Raw genomic sequence first — 17386 nt, 5'->3', positions numbered from 1 at the left:
ATTCCTCCATGTAAAAAACAATTTCTTTCTAAACAGGATGGTAAACCAAGAGCTGTTTACCCGATTTGTTCATCTAACAGAAAGAAATCATGGTTCTTCTTCAACAAATAGCTTATCAACATCCCAATAAGGACCGGTTGTTTGAAAATCTCAACCTGGCTGTCCAAACTCATTACAAAACTGCCATCATTGGAAATAATGGATCGGGCAAATCTACCCTGTTAAAATTAATCGCAGGGAAACTCCGACCGGCTTCCGGACAATTGTCTGTGGAGTCGGAACCGTATTATGTCCCCCAGCAATTCGGGCAATACAATGATCTTACAATTGCTGAAGCATTACAGATCGCCGAAAAACTGAGAGCGCTCAACCAAATACTGCAGGGAAATGTTTCCGATGAAAACCTGGAAATACTCAACGACGACTGGGCCATCGAAGAGCGCTGTGAATCTGCACTACGACAATGGCAGCTGCTTGAGCTGGATTTGGAGCAAAAACTGGAATCACTCAGCGGCGGGCAAAAAACGAAGGTTTTCCTGGCAGGAATATCGATCCATCAACCGGAATTAATCCTGATGGACGAGCCGACCAATCATTTGGACCTGGCAGGCAGATCATTGCTGTATGACTTTATTCGAACTACGTCTTCCACCCTTCTTGTTGTGAGCCACGACCGAAAACTGCTTCAGTTACTGGACACCATGTACGAACTGTCACAATCCGGAATCAGGACTTATGGGGGCAATTACGAATTCTACACCGAACAGAAAGCCATCGAACAACAAGCCCTTCAGAGTGAATTACAGCACGCGGAAAAAAGTTTAAAAAAAGCCAAAGAAAAAGAGCGCGAAACCCTGGAACGACAGCAGAAGCTGGATTCGCGCGGGAAAAAGAAACAAGATAAAGCCGGTGTGGCTCGTATCATGATGAACACAATGAGAAACAACGCTGAGAATAGTACAGCGAAGGTTAAAAGCATGCATTCCGATAAGATTGAAGGGCTTTCAGGTGATCTGCAACAAGTGCGTTCCAAATTATCAGGACTGGATCAGATGCAGTTTGGTTTCCAGGAATCCGGTCTTCACAAAGGGAAAGTGTTATTCAAAGCGAATGATCTGAATGTTAGTTATGGAAAAACCAACTTATGGGAAAGGCCTTTAAGTATCCAAATCAACAGCGGTGAACGAATTGCAATTCATGGATCAAATGGCTCCGGGAAAACAAGCCTGTTGAAAGTCATTTTGGGCGAACTTCAACCCGAAAGCGGCAGCATTCAACGAACAGGAAGTACTATTGTTTACATCGACCAGGATTATTCCCTGATTGATCCTTCAAAAACAGTTTATGAGCAGGCCCTGGAATTCAATACGACTTCTTTACTGGAACACGAAGTAAAAATCCGTTTGAACCGTTTTCTTTTCGGTCAGGAAACCTGGGATAAATCGTGCAGCAACCTGAGCGGCGGAGAACGCATGCGTTTGCTTTTGTGCTGCCTGACAATTTCAACAGCAGCCCCTGATATGCTGATATTGGACGAACCAACAAATAACCTTGACATCCAAAACAGTGAAATACTTACGGCTGCGATCAATCAGTATCACGGCACAATCCTTGTAGTTTCGCACGATGAAATTTTTCTGGAACAAATCCAAATTGATCAAAGGATCAATTTGTAAGTTCAAAAAGGCTCAAATAGTTCAAACTATTAAGCTATTTTTGAACACATTGAGCATTTTGAACTATTTATAAAAACAATTATGAAAGCACTACTCCTATTTGGTATCTTATTCTTTGGCGCCAGCCAGGCATTTTCACAAACAGTTTATTCGGTTAATTACGAATCGCAGGCAGATGTAAAAGTATTTGTCGTGAATTATGAATCCCAGGCGGACCTGAAAGTTTACAAAGTAAAATATGCTTCACAGGCGGGAGACAATGATGGAAAATGGTTTTTTGTGGATTACGAAAGCCAGGCGAAAAAATCCATCTTTTTCGTACAGTATGAGAGCCAGGCAGATTTGAAAATCTTTTTTGTAGATTATGAAAGTCAGGCAGGATGGAAAAACAACAGTAAGAAGCAACTCATGTACTAGAGGACTAAGGACCCCAAGACAAGAGACTAAAGACAAATTCCGTCTATAGTCTTCTGCCTATGGTCTTAAGTCTTTCAAAAAATCAATTAACTTCGTGGCATGTGGCTCAAGAACCTGGTTAAGTATTATTTCAGCAAACGCATACATCGCGATAAACTGCATCCTTCCGTGGGGATCGGACAACGCGCGTTAATGCAGCAGTATCAGCTTGCGCAAAAGAATAAACAGGTTCCTGCATTTCACACGACCGGGTTCAAGGTTTTTTCTCAATTCGAGGAAGACGGACTCTTACTTTTCCTGTTTTCACTGATCGGAGAAGGAAGTAAGACCTTTATTGAGATCGGTTCCAACGACGGAATCAACAGCAACTGCAGTAACCTGGCGATCCATTTCGGGTGGTCCGGATTGTTTTTTGAAGGTGATCCGAAACTGATCCGTCGCGGAGAAAAGTTCTATTCTAACATTCCAACTCCCTATCATCCAAAACCAACGTATATTCAAGCGATCATTCAACGGGAAAACATCAATGAACTGATTTCAAAAGCAGGACTTTCCGGAGAAATTGAATTACTTTCCATTGACATTGACGGAAACGACTACTGGGTTTGGGATGCACTGACGGTTGTTCAGCCCAAAGTGGTTGTAATTGAAACCCATACCGAGTTTGGTTTGGAAAATATTGTCGTTCCCTACGACCCGCATTATATGTATCCGGGAAAACATCCGATCTACCACGGGGCAAGTGTTATTGCAATGAATAACCTGGCCGAAAAGAAAGGTTACCGCCTTGTGGGAGCAAATGATTTGGGAATGAACCAGATTTATATCCGAAAAGATTTACTTTTGGATGAAGTTCCCTCCGTTTCACCTGAATCAACTTTGTGGCATCCGAAAGCAAAAGCGGACTTTGCAAAGTTTCGTGAAATTAAAGATTGGGAATACATGAAAGGTTAAGTTATGATTATGAAAACTCTTTTTTCGAAACAGGCTTTGGATAAAAGCATTGAACGAATCAATCAAATCCAGGCAGATAAGCAACCGCTTTGGGGAAAAATGAATGCGACACAAATGCTGGACCATTGCAGCGAAACCATGAAAGTGGCACGTGGTCAAAAGGAACTGAAACGCATTTTCCTGAGTTATGTATTGGGAAGCCTGATGAAAAAATCCTTCTACAACGAGAAGCCCATCCCCAAGAACGGTCCTACCCACAAAGATTTTATCATTACCAACACATCCGATTTTGAAAAAGCAAAGCAGGAGTTGATTGATCATTTGGTAGCTTTCCAGGAAGGCGGAATGGAAAAATGTACTTCCGCACCGCATGCTTTCTTCGGGAAGATCACCAAAGAACAATGGGGATTGGGAATGTACAAGCACCTCGACCATCATTTACAGCAATTCGGAGTATAATATGGAATTTATCGATCAGGCACTGGATGATTATTGTTGTGCCCACACCACAGCAGAATCGGCTTTACTGGCAAAGCTGAACCGGGACACACATGTAAACATTTTACAGCCACGTATGCTGAGCGGGCATTTCCAGGGACGTTTACTGAGTATGCTGTCAAAGATGATCCGTCCGGAACGCATCCTGGAAATCGGAACATACACCGGTTATTCGGCACTTTGTATGGCCGAAGGATTGACCGAAAACGGCAAAATCATTACGCTGGACATCAATGCACAATTGGAAGATTTCGTGCGTTCCTATATTGCCGAAAGCGAATACGGTTCTAAAATAGATTACCGCATTTGCAATGCCATGGAAGAAATCCCAACGATGAACGAGCAATTCGACCTGGTATTTATTGATGCGGACAAAATGAACTATATCCATTACTATAACCTGGTTTTCGATAAAGTAAAACCCGGAGGATATATTTTCTCCGATAATGTATTGTGGTCCGGGAAAGTCTTACAAACCGAAGGAAAGATCGATAAAGATACCCAGTTGCTGAAAGCGTTCAATGAACTGATCCAGCATGATACACGGGTAGAGAATATTTTACTTCCGATCCGGGACGGGATTATGATCGCCCGGAAAAAATGAGCCATTTTTTCTAAATTATTACTGAAGAAATACTTAAAGGGACTTTAAGTATTTCTTCACTTCTTTCGATTTTGCGTAATCTACCGGTAGTTTGTCGTAGGCATCTTTCTTTTTGGAATCGGCTCCTTTGTTGACCAAAAGCCGCACCAAATCCAAGTTTCCTGTCCCCGCAGCAATGTGCAGCAGATTTTGGTCCTGGAAATTCAGTGATTGATTAATATTCATTCCTTCTTTCTCAATCAGGCGCTGCAGCAAGGGTAAATTGATCTTTTCCACGCTCAAAACAGCCAAGTTACTCACCTGTGTTTTCGAAAGCGTGAGATCCGGGTACTTATTAAGAACAGCAAGTGCTTCCGTCAAATTCTTGTCTGCAATCCATTGGTCGAGTTTCAGGATTTCCTTTGAGCGGATGATTTCCAATTCCGCCAATTCTTTTTTGGTCAGTGCTCCTTTGCCTTTCAAATAAGTTATGATTCCTGCATCTCCCTGCTCTATCGCAATATCCATAACACTTTCACCCGTTCGGCTGATTGTATTCAATTTTGCCCCGTTATCGACCAGCAATTGGAGAGCCGGTAAATGATGGTCTTTTACCACCTGGAATACCAAAGGTTCTTCTCCACGTTTTTTCCAGTTCACATCTGCTCCGCTGCGAATTAAGAACAGCGCCAGGTCCATTTGGTTGTTTTTTAAGGCCTGTGTCAGGTACGAATCGCCCCAAGTATCTTCCCGGTTCGGGTTACATCCGTTCTCCACTGCAAAGCGAATAATTTCAGCATTTGCAGTGCCAGGCCGATAACCCCTGGAATCATAAGCATCCATATTGGCCCCTGTGTTCTTTGCACGAACCAGGAGTTCCATATTCGAACTGCTCATGGCATAGAATGCTATGGTTTCTCCGTTCACTGATTTCACATCCAGGGAAGCTCCCTGATCATTTAATTCCAGGATTTCTTTTGAATTCTGCGGTGAATTCATCAGGAAGCTGATGATATTTTGTCCTTTATTATTTTTGAGTTTCAGATCCGGTTTCACTTGTTTCAGGAAATCGTAGGCATCGCTGTTATTCCGGGTCGCGGATTCCATGAAAACCGTATTCCCCAGCGTGTTTTGATGATTGACATTCGCTCCTGCTGTAATCAGGTATTCGATCATTGCCAGGTTCCCCGCTCGCATGGCGTAAAAAAGAGCTGTCTCTCCATCTACGTCCACGGCTTCCAGCGACGCTTTCTGCGTTGCAAATACCTCATTAAACACCAACAAACTTCCGGAGGAACATGCTAGCATCAAAGGAGTTTCATTTGAAGCAGTCCGTTTATCCGGGTCGAGTTTTAATTCCTGCAAACAATAATCCATGCCTTCCTTATAACCGAATTTAACGGAATAATGGTAAGCATTCAACCCATCTTTATCCACCACATTCTTATCGACACCTTTTTGGATACAATATTTGGCAAGTACCAGGGATTTGTACTGAAAACAACCAAAAAACATTTTATCCCGACTCACATTCAAATCGATCAATTGTTGTCCCAATTTGATACGACCATCATTCAAGGCATACGCAAAAGCTTCCTCCACGTTTGCTCCGCCTTTTACAAGGGTATATACCATTTCATCCGAATTCAGGCCAATGGCGGCCCCAAGCGGAGAAACGTAGTGCTTCCGGAACAATCCGGTTCTTCTCTTTTGAGAAAAGTCGACCCTAAAACCTTTGGAAACCAGGTAAGAAACCATTTCAGGTTTATTTGCTTCCACCGCATTCAACACGCCATCCGAACACTTGAAGCCGTAGCCAATCAATTTTTGTACCCAGGCAACATCGCCCGATTCAATGGCATCGCATAAGCCACTTCTGGAAGTAGCACCCTGAGCGAGCAAAAAAAGTGCAATTTCCTGTGAATTGTTTTGAATTGCGACGTCGATCGGATCCGGGCTGTAATCAAAACGACCTCTTTCATTGACCGGAGAACCAGCATTAACCAAGCGTTTTACTTCTGCCAGGTTCTTGCTCCTCACTGCCTTCATTAAAGGTGAATCAACCTGTTGTTTATCTGTAATTTCCGGCAGAGCTTCTTCTTCTTGTGTAAACGTGGAGAATGATGCCAGGAGCACGAAGCAGAGTAATAGGTATTTCATACAATCTCAGTAATGGGATAAAAGACGTAACGGGTTGATTATTTATTGCGGACGAATCACTGCTTTTTCCTTTTCCAGCTCCACATCGGTGAGCTTGCTTTTGGAAACAAAGCGTCCTTCTTTGAACTCATAAGTCAGCAGGTCGTATCCATCATAATTGGTGCTCACTCCGGCGTTCTTAAATGGAAGTGCGATCTTCAATATCCCTGTGAATTCCTTCCCATTAATGAAGAAGTCGTGCGTTTCCAGGTTGTTTAAAAACTTGCTGTATTCCAGGAATATTTCATCTGTTTCAGTGGTTTTCCGGTTTGAAACATAATAATGAACCACCTTGAAGGTATTTTTACTGTCAATTCTCTTCGGAATTGCTTTCGTGGTCAGGAACAGTTTCTTTTTTTCCGTTACAATGTTATCGGAGCAAATACTGAAATAGCTTCGTCCAACTTTTTGCTCGGTACAACCGGATTGTGCCAGGAGTTTATGGGGAATAAGAAAAGTAAGCAGCAAAAAGCTTAAACTATAGAGGAGACGGTTCGTTTTCATTCATTTCAATTTAATTCACTAAAATATGAATTTTCACGCCGAATGACATGAAAAAATTGTGCCAAAAAAACAAAAATTGATCAGGAATAATTGACAATTGAAAAGACTGGATCCTTGCAAGAGAACGGTAAAAAACAACTCGCGTCATTCTCTTTCTAAGTGCTTCGTCTTTTCAATTCTACTTTTTCACGTATCGCTTGAAATTTTCTTTGAAAATGAGTAACCTTTTGGTCGAAATTACGATATAGTAAATCGGGCATCATTATTGCCTATTCGAATTGTATTTAAATGCATATGTGGAAGAACTACTTATTGGTTGCAGGAATTTCTCTTGCTTTTGTCAACTCATTTTACGCCCAGGAAGAAGATCCCTCCTGTTTGGCGCCTTCTAAAAAGACACAAAAATTGATCGATGCGGGAAAAAATTCTCCGGACCTCCAGTCGGCGGCAGCGAATTTCGCCAAAGCCATTGAAGCAGAGCCGGATAACGCAGGTCCATACTACGAATTCGCTATGTATGCTTACGAATCCGGTACCAAGGCTTATGAGACCAATCCGAATCCATCTCAGGGTGACCGCAGTTTTCTAAAAGCGGAAGGATTATTTGAAAAAGCGGCCGAACTGTGCCCGGATTATCATTCCAATATTTATTATTACCTCGGGGTTATTAATTATACCCAGGACCAAAAGGAAGCGGCAACCGCGTGGTTCGAAAAGTTCGTTGCATTCAAGAACAATGACAACTCGCGCTATGCTGCCGAATATACCAAACAGCTTGCCGATGTGAAAAAGCTGCTTGCTTCTCAAAAGGAAGAAACCGAAATGCTGAGCAAAGAAGTTCCTTTCAATCCGAAAAAAATTCCGAACGTCAGTACTGAAAAAGACGATGAGTATTTACCGATGATCTCACCAGATAACTTGCTGATGTTTTACACCCGAAAACAGGACCTGAAAAACCTGGGGGATGTCGTTTCCAACATCCAGGAAGTTTACACCTACTCCAGTCGAACAGATGATGCACTTGCATTTGACGGCGGAAAAGCATTCCCTAAACCATTTAATAAAGGGGACTTCCAAAGTTATGGCGGTGCAACTGTTTCTGTCGATAACAAAGAAATGATCATTTGCGCCTGTAAGAAAACGGAAGTAAACGGTCAACCATACATGAACTGTGATCTGTATTCTACCACCTACCAGAAAACGGGACCAAATCCATCGGATTATCAATGGACGGAATTGGTGAATCTGGGTCCAAAGATCAATACTCCTGACGGTTGGGAAGCACAGCCTTCCATGTCTGCAGACGGGAATACCTTATTCTACACAGCAAACCGCAGAACAACAAAAGACAACGACGTCTTTGTGGTAAAAAGAAATGCAGACGGTACCTGGGGAGCTCCAAGACCTTTTGACGAGATCAATACAGCGGGTAAAGACAAAAGTCCGTTCCTGCATCAAGACAGTGAAACCCTGTATTTTGTTTCTTCTGTTTCCGACGAACGCAAGGGAGTTGGCGGCCTGGATATTTTCTATATGCGCGAAGAAAACGGTGTGTGGAGCAAACCCAAAAACATCGGTTACCCGATCAACTCCAAAGGTGATGAAGTTGGAATCTTTGTTTCCACCGATGGAAAACTTGCCTATTTTTCTTCTCAGCAACAGGGTAAATGGGATATTTACGGCTTTGACCTGTATGAAGAGGCTCGTCCGAAGCCCGTAACGATCATCAAGGGAGATTTGAAGGACCCGAACGGGAAACCTATTGAAAACGCAACTATCGAAGTTGCATACGAAAATTCGGACAAAGTGGAACAGGTTCGTGTAAACGGAAACGACGGAAAATTTGCCGTGGTGGTAAAAACGGAAAAACCGCAGGATATCATGGTCTCCGTGAAAAAGGACGGAGCTGCATTTGATTCGAAACTGATTACCAAAGAAGAGATCGTCAAGAAAGAAAACCGTTTAAACAACAAGCTCGAAGTGAAGGAATTGAAAGTCGGGGAAGCGTACACGATCAATGACATTTTATACGATTATAACTCGGATGTACTTTCGAGCAAATCGAAATTCATTTTGCGCGAATTTTCCCGTTTCTTAAAGAGCAATCCAACGATCAAAATCATGATCCAGGGTCACACGGATAGTGATGGCGATGACGCGAAGAACTTAGATCTTTCCGACCGACGTGCCAAAGGGGTAAAAAGCTACCTGGTCTCGCTCGGAATCGAAGATGACCGCCTCGAAGCAAAAGGATTTGGAGAGGCAAAACCAAAAGTGGCGAATGATACTCCGGAGAATAAAGCGAAGAATCGTAGAACAGAGTTTTTGATCCAGGGAATGTGATTGAATTCAAAAAGGTAGAGGCGAAAAATTTTTCGCCTCTACCTTTTTATCACTATTAATACCATGAAAACAATAGCAGGTTTTATTTTATTCTTAGGCCTAATCGCTTGCAGCGGGAAATCAACCAATGGTAAAACACTCCTTGTGGATGTGCGGCCTGAAGGCATCTGGAGACAAGGACATGCGCGCACCGGAGTGAATATTCCCCTACCCGAGCTGGAAAAACACAAGCAGGAATTACTGCAATACGACACGGTAATCTTTGTTTGTGAATCCGGAGAAAGCGCACAACAGGCTACATCATACATGAATGCGCAGAAAGAACACGAAACCGTTTTTAAGAATGGAATATCGTGGACACGCTACGCCAATTGAAAATGTATGATTGACTATTGAAAAGAGCTTCGCTTGCCCTACTTTTCAATTAAACCATTATCAATTTTCAATTCTACCTATTGGTTAATCACCTTAAACGATGTTCTCCTGTTCTTTTGGTGCAATACTTCACGCTCCGCTTTTACCTTGAAGGTATTGATATAAGATTCTACCAGCAATACCGGGTTTCCTTCGGCATCCAACACCGGTTTCTTATCCGGTCCATACAACTGGTTCGGCTGGGTTTCCCCGTATCCTTTCGGGATCAAACGCGACGGATCGATTCCTTTGGAAACCAGGTAATCCACGCAGGATTTTGCCCGTCTTTGAGACAGGTCCAGGTTGTATGCATCTTTTCCGCGGGCATCCGTGTGTGAATTGATCTCTACAATGATGTTGTTGTTCAATTCCAGGAAATCGAATAATTTATCAAGTACCGCCTGAGAAGCTGGCCTCAGTTTATCCGAGTTAAAGTCGTACTCAATTCCTTCGATCTCAATTTCTTCCTGCGGAATCGGTTTCAAATAGAAATCACGTGTGATACTTGTAGTTTGCGTAATGGAATTGGTATTGACACTCGTTGCATCGGCGAAGTAATTGATTTTCTGGCCTTTGATAAACAGCTCTACCCCGTAATTCAATTCTCTTTCATAGTATCCGTTTGAATCTGTTACGATATTGTAAGGCGGGAATACTCCACGCACGTCTTTAAAAGTCAATTTCACATTCGGCAGGATCTCTTCAGTTTCTTTATTGTAAGAATATCCGCTCAGGTAGATGTGGATCGGTTCATTTACCACTTCATAGATATCGTAACAGCTTCCGCCATTGCAAGGTTCTCTGTCGCTGGAGAAGAATCCTTTTGACAAACGGGAGTCCCACATCATGTATGCATCATCTCTGCTGGAATTGATCGGCATTCCCAGGTTTGAGGGCACACTAAATGCTTCTGTTTCCCTGTCGTAATGAGATTTGAAAATGTCCAATCCTCCGATACTTCCATGTCCGTTCGAGGAAAAGAACAAAGTAGACGAAACTTCATGAAAAAACGGTGTTACTTCGTCCTGATCCGAATTGATCAATGAGCCCAGGTTTTCCGGTTGTCCGTGTGTATTTCCTGCCGAATCAATGGCAATTTTCCAGATATCCATTCCTCCCAGTCCGCCCGGGCGATTGGATGAAAAATACAAGGTCCTTCCATCCATTGAAACATAAGGCTGGATACTTTTGTATCCAGGGTAATTAACCGATGAATCGAGTTTGTAAGCCTCGAAGAACTTCATGTCCATCATTCGCGCCAGGTAAATATTCTGTTCCGTTTTCTTTTCTTCGCTCCAGCGGGTGTAGAAAATGACATTGTTGTTATTGAACGATCCGGCACCATCGTTTTGTGCACTGTTCAAAGGTCTCCCGAAATTCGTCGGTGCGGACCACGTGCTGTCTTCATTGAGCGAAACCCAGTAAAGATCACACAGGTATTCGGACTGTTGTTTTTCATTCAGGATAACACCACCGGTTCGTGCAGAAGTAAACATGAGCTTTTGATCTTTGTCAAAATACATGGTAGCAAAGTTCGCCGTCCCCCTGTTAAAGACAGCTGTATCTGCCATCTTGACACTAATTTCTCGCGTTTTTTCAATTTCTTCTTTTGCCAGGTAACACCCCGTCATCGCTACCTGTGCCGCATGCAGCAGTTCGTCATCCGCCTGTGGAGAGCGAATGTAATCTTCAAACTGGGAAATCGCTTCATCGTACTTGCTGTTATTCATGTAGCTTTGAGCCAGGAAATAACTGTCGTGCGGATATGCTTTTTCTTCCACGGTATTTTTCAGGTGTTTTTCAGCATTCGGATAATCATGCAAGCGGAAATAACACCAGGCAATGTGGTGATGGAGGTATTCTTCCATCGTTACTTTGAGACTCGTATCAACTTCTACTTTTGATTTGGAAAGTTTTTGGTTGGTGACCTGTATTTCGTATGGATAAGTCATTGTTGATCTGGACACAGAGTCGGAAAGGGCCAGTTTGTATTGTTCAACTGCATTTGCGTAATCCAGTTTACTGAAATACTCATTACCCAAATAGATATACATTTTTTTTGATTGTGCCAGTGACATACCGGATATCATCAAAAACAACAAGCAAATGATCTTCGATTTCATCATTAAGAATGCGTATTATAGTCGTGGACAGATTTTGTAATCGGTTGGTTTCTTCTTTTTATGTACATAGGTAAAGGACAGTTCAAACCCTCCCCTGCTTTTGGATGTCGATGTAAGTGACGATACGTTGAAATCATAAGCCAATTTCACGGTGTAAGCATCTTTTTTCATCCCCAGGGTTGCGATCATGGCGTCTTTTGCTCTGAAAATCACTCCTCCAAGCACATAGGCACCGCTTCCTTTCAAGAAATAACCGGCTTCCAAAGCGTATGTTTGTTCATGAAATTTCTTTTGGTTCATAATCAATACCTTCGGGATCAAGTAAAACAATTCGGTGATATTGACACGAGTTCCTAAATGCGTATACATGCGTAAAGGTAATTTGCTTTCCCTTCCGAAAAAAGATTCATTCGGCTGAGTCAGATTAAACACGGACACACCAATGAAGGGATTCAAACGTGCTTGTGATTTGGAATAATAATACAAAGCACTTGCGTTCAGCATGGGAATAAACTTGGACTGTGCCCCGAAATCTTCTCCCGATACCAGTGTCTGATCAAACTCACCTCCGTTATTCAGGGTATATTGGTTATTGAACGACAATAACTGGTATTCCAGTGATTTTTGCGTAACTCCACCCTGAAGTCCAAAGTTCAGAACATGTGTTTTATTTTTATTTAAGGGAACATAATACGCTGCCGAAAGCAACCCCTGTAACACATTAAAGTTTCCGGCTCCTGCCCGGAAGTTGTTGATCTGAACCCCGAAACCCCATTTCTTTATCGGCATATCAAAACTGATCAAAGCCGAAGTATACGGTTTATAGTTCACCGATTTCCATTGCGTACGGTATTGACCGTGGATTCTGAAATCTCCTTCCACTACTCCGGTAAGGGCCGGATTCAAGAATAAAGGTGCTGCATCGTACATAGACAAATGCGCATCCTGTCCGTAAGACAATCCATTCAAGAAAATGGCTAAAAAACAAATTCTAAATTTCACGACTTATCGAATTAAAGTTACGTCGCCGGATTCCCTGACAACAAAATCACTTCCCATATCCACTACAAAAGTCCAGGTATAAACGCCCAAAGGTACGGGTTCTCCTTTGTATGTTCCGTCCCAACCTATATTGGAGTCGTCCGATTCGAAAATCACTTGCCCCCAATTGTTGTATACTTTAAAGTCTACATTTCTAAATGGTCCGCCCCGGATAATGAATACATCATTCTCTCCGTCTCCATTCGGTGTGAATCCACTTGGCAGGACCGGTAAGAGAGCAATGGAAATCTCTTTTGAAACGGTGTCAATACACCCGATGTTATCTGTAATGGTCAATGTAACCACATATACGCCTCCACCGTCGTAACTGTGTTGCGTGATCGATGCATTGTCTCCTTCTCCGTCACCAAAATCCCATTGCCAGGAAACGATATTTCCTGCCGTTACATCCGTGAAAGTAATGTCCTGCTCCACCAAAGCCGGGTTCGGACCGGCGATAAATGCAGCGGTCGGGATCGCATGTACGTCAATCTGCTGAATCACTGTATTGGTACATCCAAAATTGGAAACGGCCGTTAGACTCACATTGTATATTCCGCTCGATGGGAACACGAAGGAAGGATCAGACTGTGTACTTGAACCGATTCCGTTGAAATCGTATGTATATCCTGTAATTGATCCGGAAGGGATAAACGATGTATTTGTGAAGTCGGTCGGATATGATTCGCAGGCAATGGAAGCATTGAATGACGGAAGCGGCAAAGGATAAACCGTCACCTGTTTCACAACCGTATCCGTACAACCGTTACTGGAAGTCACGATCATTTGAACATTGAAATTTCCAGGCCCCATATAAGCGTGCTGCGGATTTTGCGCAATGGAGCTTGCATTATCACCAAATGACCAGGCCCAGGAAGTAAGTGTTCCCGTGTTGGCGACCGAAGCATCAACAAAACTCATATTGCTGGCCTGACACACATTTGTGAAAGTGAAATCGGCCGTCGGAATCTTGTTGAACGTGATCATAACTGTGTCTTTGTCGGGCGGACAACCAAAATTGGATGTGGAAGTGAGGATGAGGCTGATCGGTCCACCGGAAACATCACCGATCGACGGATTATACAATCCATTCAGGTAGGAAGGCCCCGGAATGAAAGTTCCGGTTCCCAAAGTTGACCAGGTACCGGTAGTGTCTGCCCCAACAATCTGGCCATTTAACTGAACCAGCTGATTTTGACAATACGTTTGGTCCGTTCCGGCATTTACCTGTGGCGGAGAAACAAAGGTCACTCTCAGGGAATCATGCGCGATCGGACAAATACCGGTTGTTGATAAAATGATGTCTATGAAACCGTTTGTGATATCAACCGGAGAAATGGTATAAAGGGTATTTAAGTTAGACGGATTTGAAATGGTTCCGAAACCGGAAGTTGTCCATTGAGTAGCAAATCCCGAAGTAACAGTTCCTGTTAAACTCAAGGTGGCATTATTAGAACAAATTGAATCCATGGAAGTAATGGTCACAGTCGGGAAGTCGATGATCTGAATTTCAAGACTGTCCATAACTGCCAGGCAGTTCCCGTTATTGGTTGATTGCAGGTACAAAGTCACCAGGCCATTGGAAATATCAGTCGTAGACAAGACATAATTTGCATTGAGGTTGGTCTGGGAGGGTGAAAAACCACCGGTTCCGTTGGCAGACCAAATTCCTGTGCTTGTGATCCCGGTTATGATTCCGTTCAAGGCAACATCCGTTGTATTGGAGCAGACCAATTGATCTCCACCGGCATCGATAAAAGGTGCTTCGGTAAAGTAAATAACTACCGTATCCTGCGTATTCGGGCATGAAAAGAAACTTCCTGTAGTAGTATAGAAAAGCACCACACTGTCTGCCGTCAAGTCTGCCGGAGATGGTGTATAGGTTGTTGACGCGGCCCCACTGTTCCCGAAAGCTCCACCATTCCCACCGCTCCAGGTCGCAGCGGCAGAATAAGAAAATGCTCCCGTAATCGGAACTGCCCCCACGTTATTCTTACAATACGAATCATCCGCTCCGGCATTTGCTTCCGGTGATTGAATGAAGCTAACGACCATCGTATCCCTTACCGGATCACAATTTCCGGTAGAAGCCAGAACGAAAGTCAACGTACCTTGTGTATAATCCGAAGAGGACGGAACGTAAGAAGTTGACAGATCGGTTGCATTGACAAAAGAACCGGCACCGTTAACGACCGACCATTGCCCCGTAATCGAACCGCCCGTTACGGAACCATTCAGTAAAACAGCAGGATCTCCGTTACAGAGGATAGTGTCATTCCCGGCTTTCACGTAAACCTTTCGATTAAATGCCGACATGTAGTGATAATAACATCCGGAACTAGATCCACCATTAATTACTCCCAACCCAAAATAATCGGATGAGTTGGTGAGCAAATTGGAAGAGCCCGCCGGAATATCGGTTGTATTAAATGTAATTTGTGCTCCGCTCCAAAAACCGGCAGTTCCGGGAACCGGATTAAAGGCGCTTCCAGGAACCAGTGTTGAACTACCATTCAATAAAAAGTTGTTAATTGCAGTAGTCGGGCACAAAATATTCAAAATGAATGTTTGCGCATTTGTGCGGGTAAAACTGACCTGATCGGATCCTGCGCAGTTGACAGGAGGAAGCAAAGCTTCTCCCACCTCACATCCAAATCCGCTGGCCTGAAGTACATATACATTTTTATCCGCGTCTACATAAGCAAGCATTTCAGCTGCGGTAAGCACATATTTCCAGGTATCTCCCTGATTTAAAAGCTGTGAGAATGTTCCCAATGAAGTAGTTACGCTTACTGAAGTAAAGTTCTCGGTTGCCACAATAAAAACTCCTTCTTCGGAATTTGAAAACATATTTCCCCTGTTCACGATATAATTTGTTCCAACTACATCAACGGGAACAATTTGATCCCCCATTAAATCCCGACAGCCACCACCGGAGTTCGTCACTGAATCATCCGAAACAGTGACCGCTATCGGTTTATCAGAAACCACAATCGTACCTCCCAGGTTATTTCCGGGCGTATTGGTTGCTTGTGACACATTTTCTACGGTATATGTTTGTCCTTTGTTCAGCACAATGGAATATGTTACTCCAACCGGATGGCCAACTACTGTTGCTTTAGGAGTTATCCAAACGGTTGTGTTGTCCTCCGTTGCAACAATACAAATCATGGATTTCGGTTGAATCGGTGCATAATTTCCGTTTGCCCACGTCGTTTGAAATGGACAAACAAACTCCGTTCCGAGTGCATTTTGTCCTTTCAGTGAATAGGTTTCCGGATTATTTACGACGGTAACAACTTCATAAACAACCGTAATCAATGTATCAGCCTCGATTTTAATTCCGTAATTCAATACATTATCCGCAGGTTTCGATTCCAATGTATTTACGATAGCATCCAAAAAGTGAGAATTCAATGAATTTGCAGGAACGGTAAACGTAGAGTCGTAAGTTCCAGCTGGTTGATAAACCCGGACCGTTGTCGGGGAATTAAATGTTGATATGCGCAATGCAATTGGTGTGTTCCCGGCATGACTGGGCGTAACCCAAGGTGCAGCAAACCAAAAGACCGAGTCAATCTGACCTTTACTTTCGAATGACCCGACTGTAAAAATCAAAGCTAGCAGCAGTATTATCCGACGTAATTTCATAAGCTCTAAATTCATCCTACTATTTATTCTTATCGATTTCCTTTTGGATATCTTCCAGAATACTATTATTCAATTTATCATCTTCCTCCTCCAGAGAAGGTCTGTTTTTCGTAATTATAAATGAGATCCCGATCTCATGAGAACCCGCACTGTACTTTCGCAACTTCGTGTAGCTGTAATCATACCCGTAAGTAATTGCCAACCGGTTTTTCAGCCTGACTCCCAGGAAAATACCCATTGCGTCATTTGTTCTGAAGTTCAATCCTCCAAAGAACTTATCCTTATAGGTCAATTGCGCCAAGATGGATAACTGGGCCGGAACGGGTTTGGTGTAGCGGAATAAAACAGCCGGTCTTAATTCCCAGTTCTTTTTGAACAGGAATTTATAGGAACTCATCAGGGTATAATGGAACTGCAGGTTTTGATTGTATGAATTAAAACTTTTCCCCTTCACCAGGTGATCAACCGTTCCGCTAAATTCAAATTGGTTACTGTATAACCTAAAACCTGCATTCACATCGAATGCATTTCCGGAATAACTGTTCCCGGTAAAAATCGGATCTCCTTCATCTGCAATTACGGCATCATAGAGACGAACCCGGTATTGAACAAAACCAGGTCGAACTCCCAGTCCCATTTTCCATTTACTGCTCATTTTGATTTGGTAACCGTAATTCAGGTAAATCCCCGTTTTTCCCAATAGTCCTGTTTGTTCGGTCAATAACTGCACTCCATAGCCATGCTTTGCTCTATTTTTAAATGATCCATGAAAATTCAAATAGAAGTTCCGGGGAGCATCTTTAAACCCAACCCATTGATTCCGGTTGTAAAAGCTTACTTCGTGGTAATTGGTACTTCCTACATATGCCGGAGAATACTGCAAGGGATTTGCAAGCACATTTGTAAATAAGCTTTGCTGTTGTCCATAAGAAACAAAGAACAGAGCAACAACTAATCCGGTAATTAAATTCTTCCTGTTCATC

The 17386-nt window shown here is 43.0% G+C and carries 13 protein-coding genes; 7 read left to right on the top strand and 6 right to left on the bottom strand.

Annotation, left to right across the window (positions count from 1 at the left end):
• Positions 1-89 precede the first annotated feature (89 nt).
• The 5 genes from abc-f to FO442_RS14935 all read left to right on the top strand — a co-directional run bounded on the left by abc-f (position 90) and on the right by FO442_RS14935 (position 4149).
• Entirely contained in the window at positions 90-1676 is a 1587-nt protein-coding gene (gene abc-f, locus FO442_RS14955; RefSeq protein ID WP_144334018.1) for a ribosomal protection-like ABC-F family protein, read from the top strand.
• Between the two features lie 81 nt (positions 1677-1757).
• A complete protein-coding gene (locus FO442_RS14950) occupies positions 1758-2093 on the top strand; it encodes a 7(1) septoil knot domain-containing protein (protein WP_144334017.1) in 336 nt (111 codons plus the stop codon).
• 99 nt (positions 2094-2192) lie between these two features.
• Positions 2193-3047, top strand: coding sequence for a hypothetical protein (locus tag FO442_RS14945; RefSeq protein ID WP_144334016.1), 855 nt, complete (start codon positions 2193-2195; stop codon positions 3045-3047).
• Positions 3048-3056: 9 nt separating this feature from the next.
• On the top strand, positions 3057-3506 hold the full coding sequence (locus FO442_RS14940) for a DUF1569 domain-containing protein (protein ID WP_246073864.1): 450 nt from the start codon (positions 3057-3059) through the stop codon (positions 3504-3506).
• Position 3507: 1 nt separating this feature from the next.
• Positions 3508-4149, top strand: a complete 642-nt coding sequence (locus FO442_RS14935) for an O-methyltransferase (protein WP_144334014.1) — start codon at positions 3508-3510, stop codon at positions 4147-4149.
• Between the two features lie 33 nt (positions 4150-4182).
• Here FO442_RS14935 and FO442_RS14930 read toward each other — a convergent pair whose 3' ends face one another.
• Positions 4183-6288, bottom strand: a complete 2106-nt coding sequence (locus FO442_RS14930; RefSeq protein WP_144334013.1) for an ankyrin repeat domain-containing protein — start codon at positions 6286-6288, stop codon at positions 4183-4185.
• Between the two features lie 42 nt (positions 6289-6330).
• Positions 6331-6831, bottom strand: a complete 501-nt coding sequence (locus FO442_RS14925; RefSeq protein ID WP_144334012.1) for a hypothetical protein — start codon at positions 6829-6831, stop codon at positions 6331-6333.
• A 294-nt stretch (positions 6832-7125) separates the two neighbouring features.
• Here FO442_RS14925 and FO442_RS14920 point away from each other — a divergent pair, with 294 nt between their 5' ends.
• The gene (locus FO442_RS14920) at positions 7126-9174 is read left to right on the top strand and encodes an OmpA family protein (RefSeq protein ID WP_186280159.1); all 2049 of its coding nucleotides are present in this window, start codon (positions 7126-7128) and stop codon (positions 9172-9174) included.
• Between the two features lie 63 nt (positions 9175-9237).
• Positions 9238-9549, top strand: coding sequence for a rhodanese-like domain-containing protein (locus FO442_RS14915; protein WP_144334010.1), 312 nt, complete (start codon positions 9238-9240; stop codon positions 9547-9549).
• Positions 9550-9626: 77 nt separating this feature from the next.
• Here FO442_RS14915 and FO442_RS14910 read toward each other — a convergent pair whose 3' ends face one another.
• The 4 genes from FO442_RS14910 to FO442_RS14895 are packed head-to-tail and all read right to left on the bottom strand — an operon-like array spanning position 9627 to position 17385.
• Positions 9627-11714 carry an OmpA family protein gene (locus FO442_RS14910; RefSeq protein ID WP_144334009.1) on the bottom strand — a complete coding sequence of 696 codons (2088 nt, stop codon included), beginning with the start codon at positions 11712-11714 and terminating at the stop codon, positions 9627-9629.
• A 12-nt stretch (positions 11715-11726) separates the two neighbouring features.
• Positions 11727-12713, bottom strand: coding sequence for a PorP/SprF family type IX secretion system membrane protein (locus FO442_RS14905; protein ID WP_144334008.1), 987 nt, complete (start codon positions 12711-12713; stop codon positions 11727-11729).
• A gap of 3 nt (positions 12714-12716) precedes the next feature.
• Complete coding sequence (locus FO442_RS14900) at positions 12717-16403, bottom strand: PKD domain-containing protein (protein WP_186280157.1); 3687 nt, start codon at positions 16401-16403, stop codon at positions 12717-12719.
• 19 nt (positions 16404-16422) lie between these two features.
• Positions 16423-17385, bottom strand: coding sequence for a PorP/SprF family type IX secretion system membrane protein (locus FO442_RS14895; RefSeq protein ID WP_144334006.1), 963 nt, complete (start codon positions 17383-17385; stop codon positions 16423-16425).
• Position 17386: the final 1 nt, after the last annotated feature.

Source organism: Fluviicola chungangensis (assembly GCF_007558725.1).
In the GTDB taxonomy this organism is placed as follows: domain Bacteria; phylum Bacteroidota; class Bacteroidia; order Flavobacteriales_D; family Crocinitomicaceae; genus Fluviicola; species Fluviicola chungangensis.
Note: the sequence above shows the minus strand (reverse complement) of the source record. Positions and strands in the feature narration are given on the sequence as shown.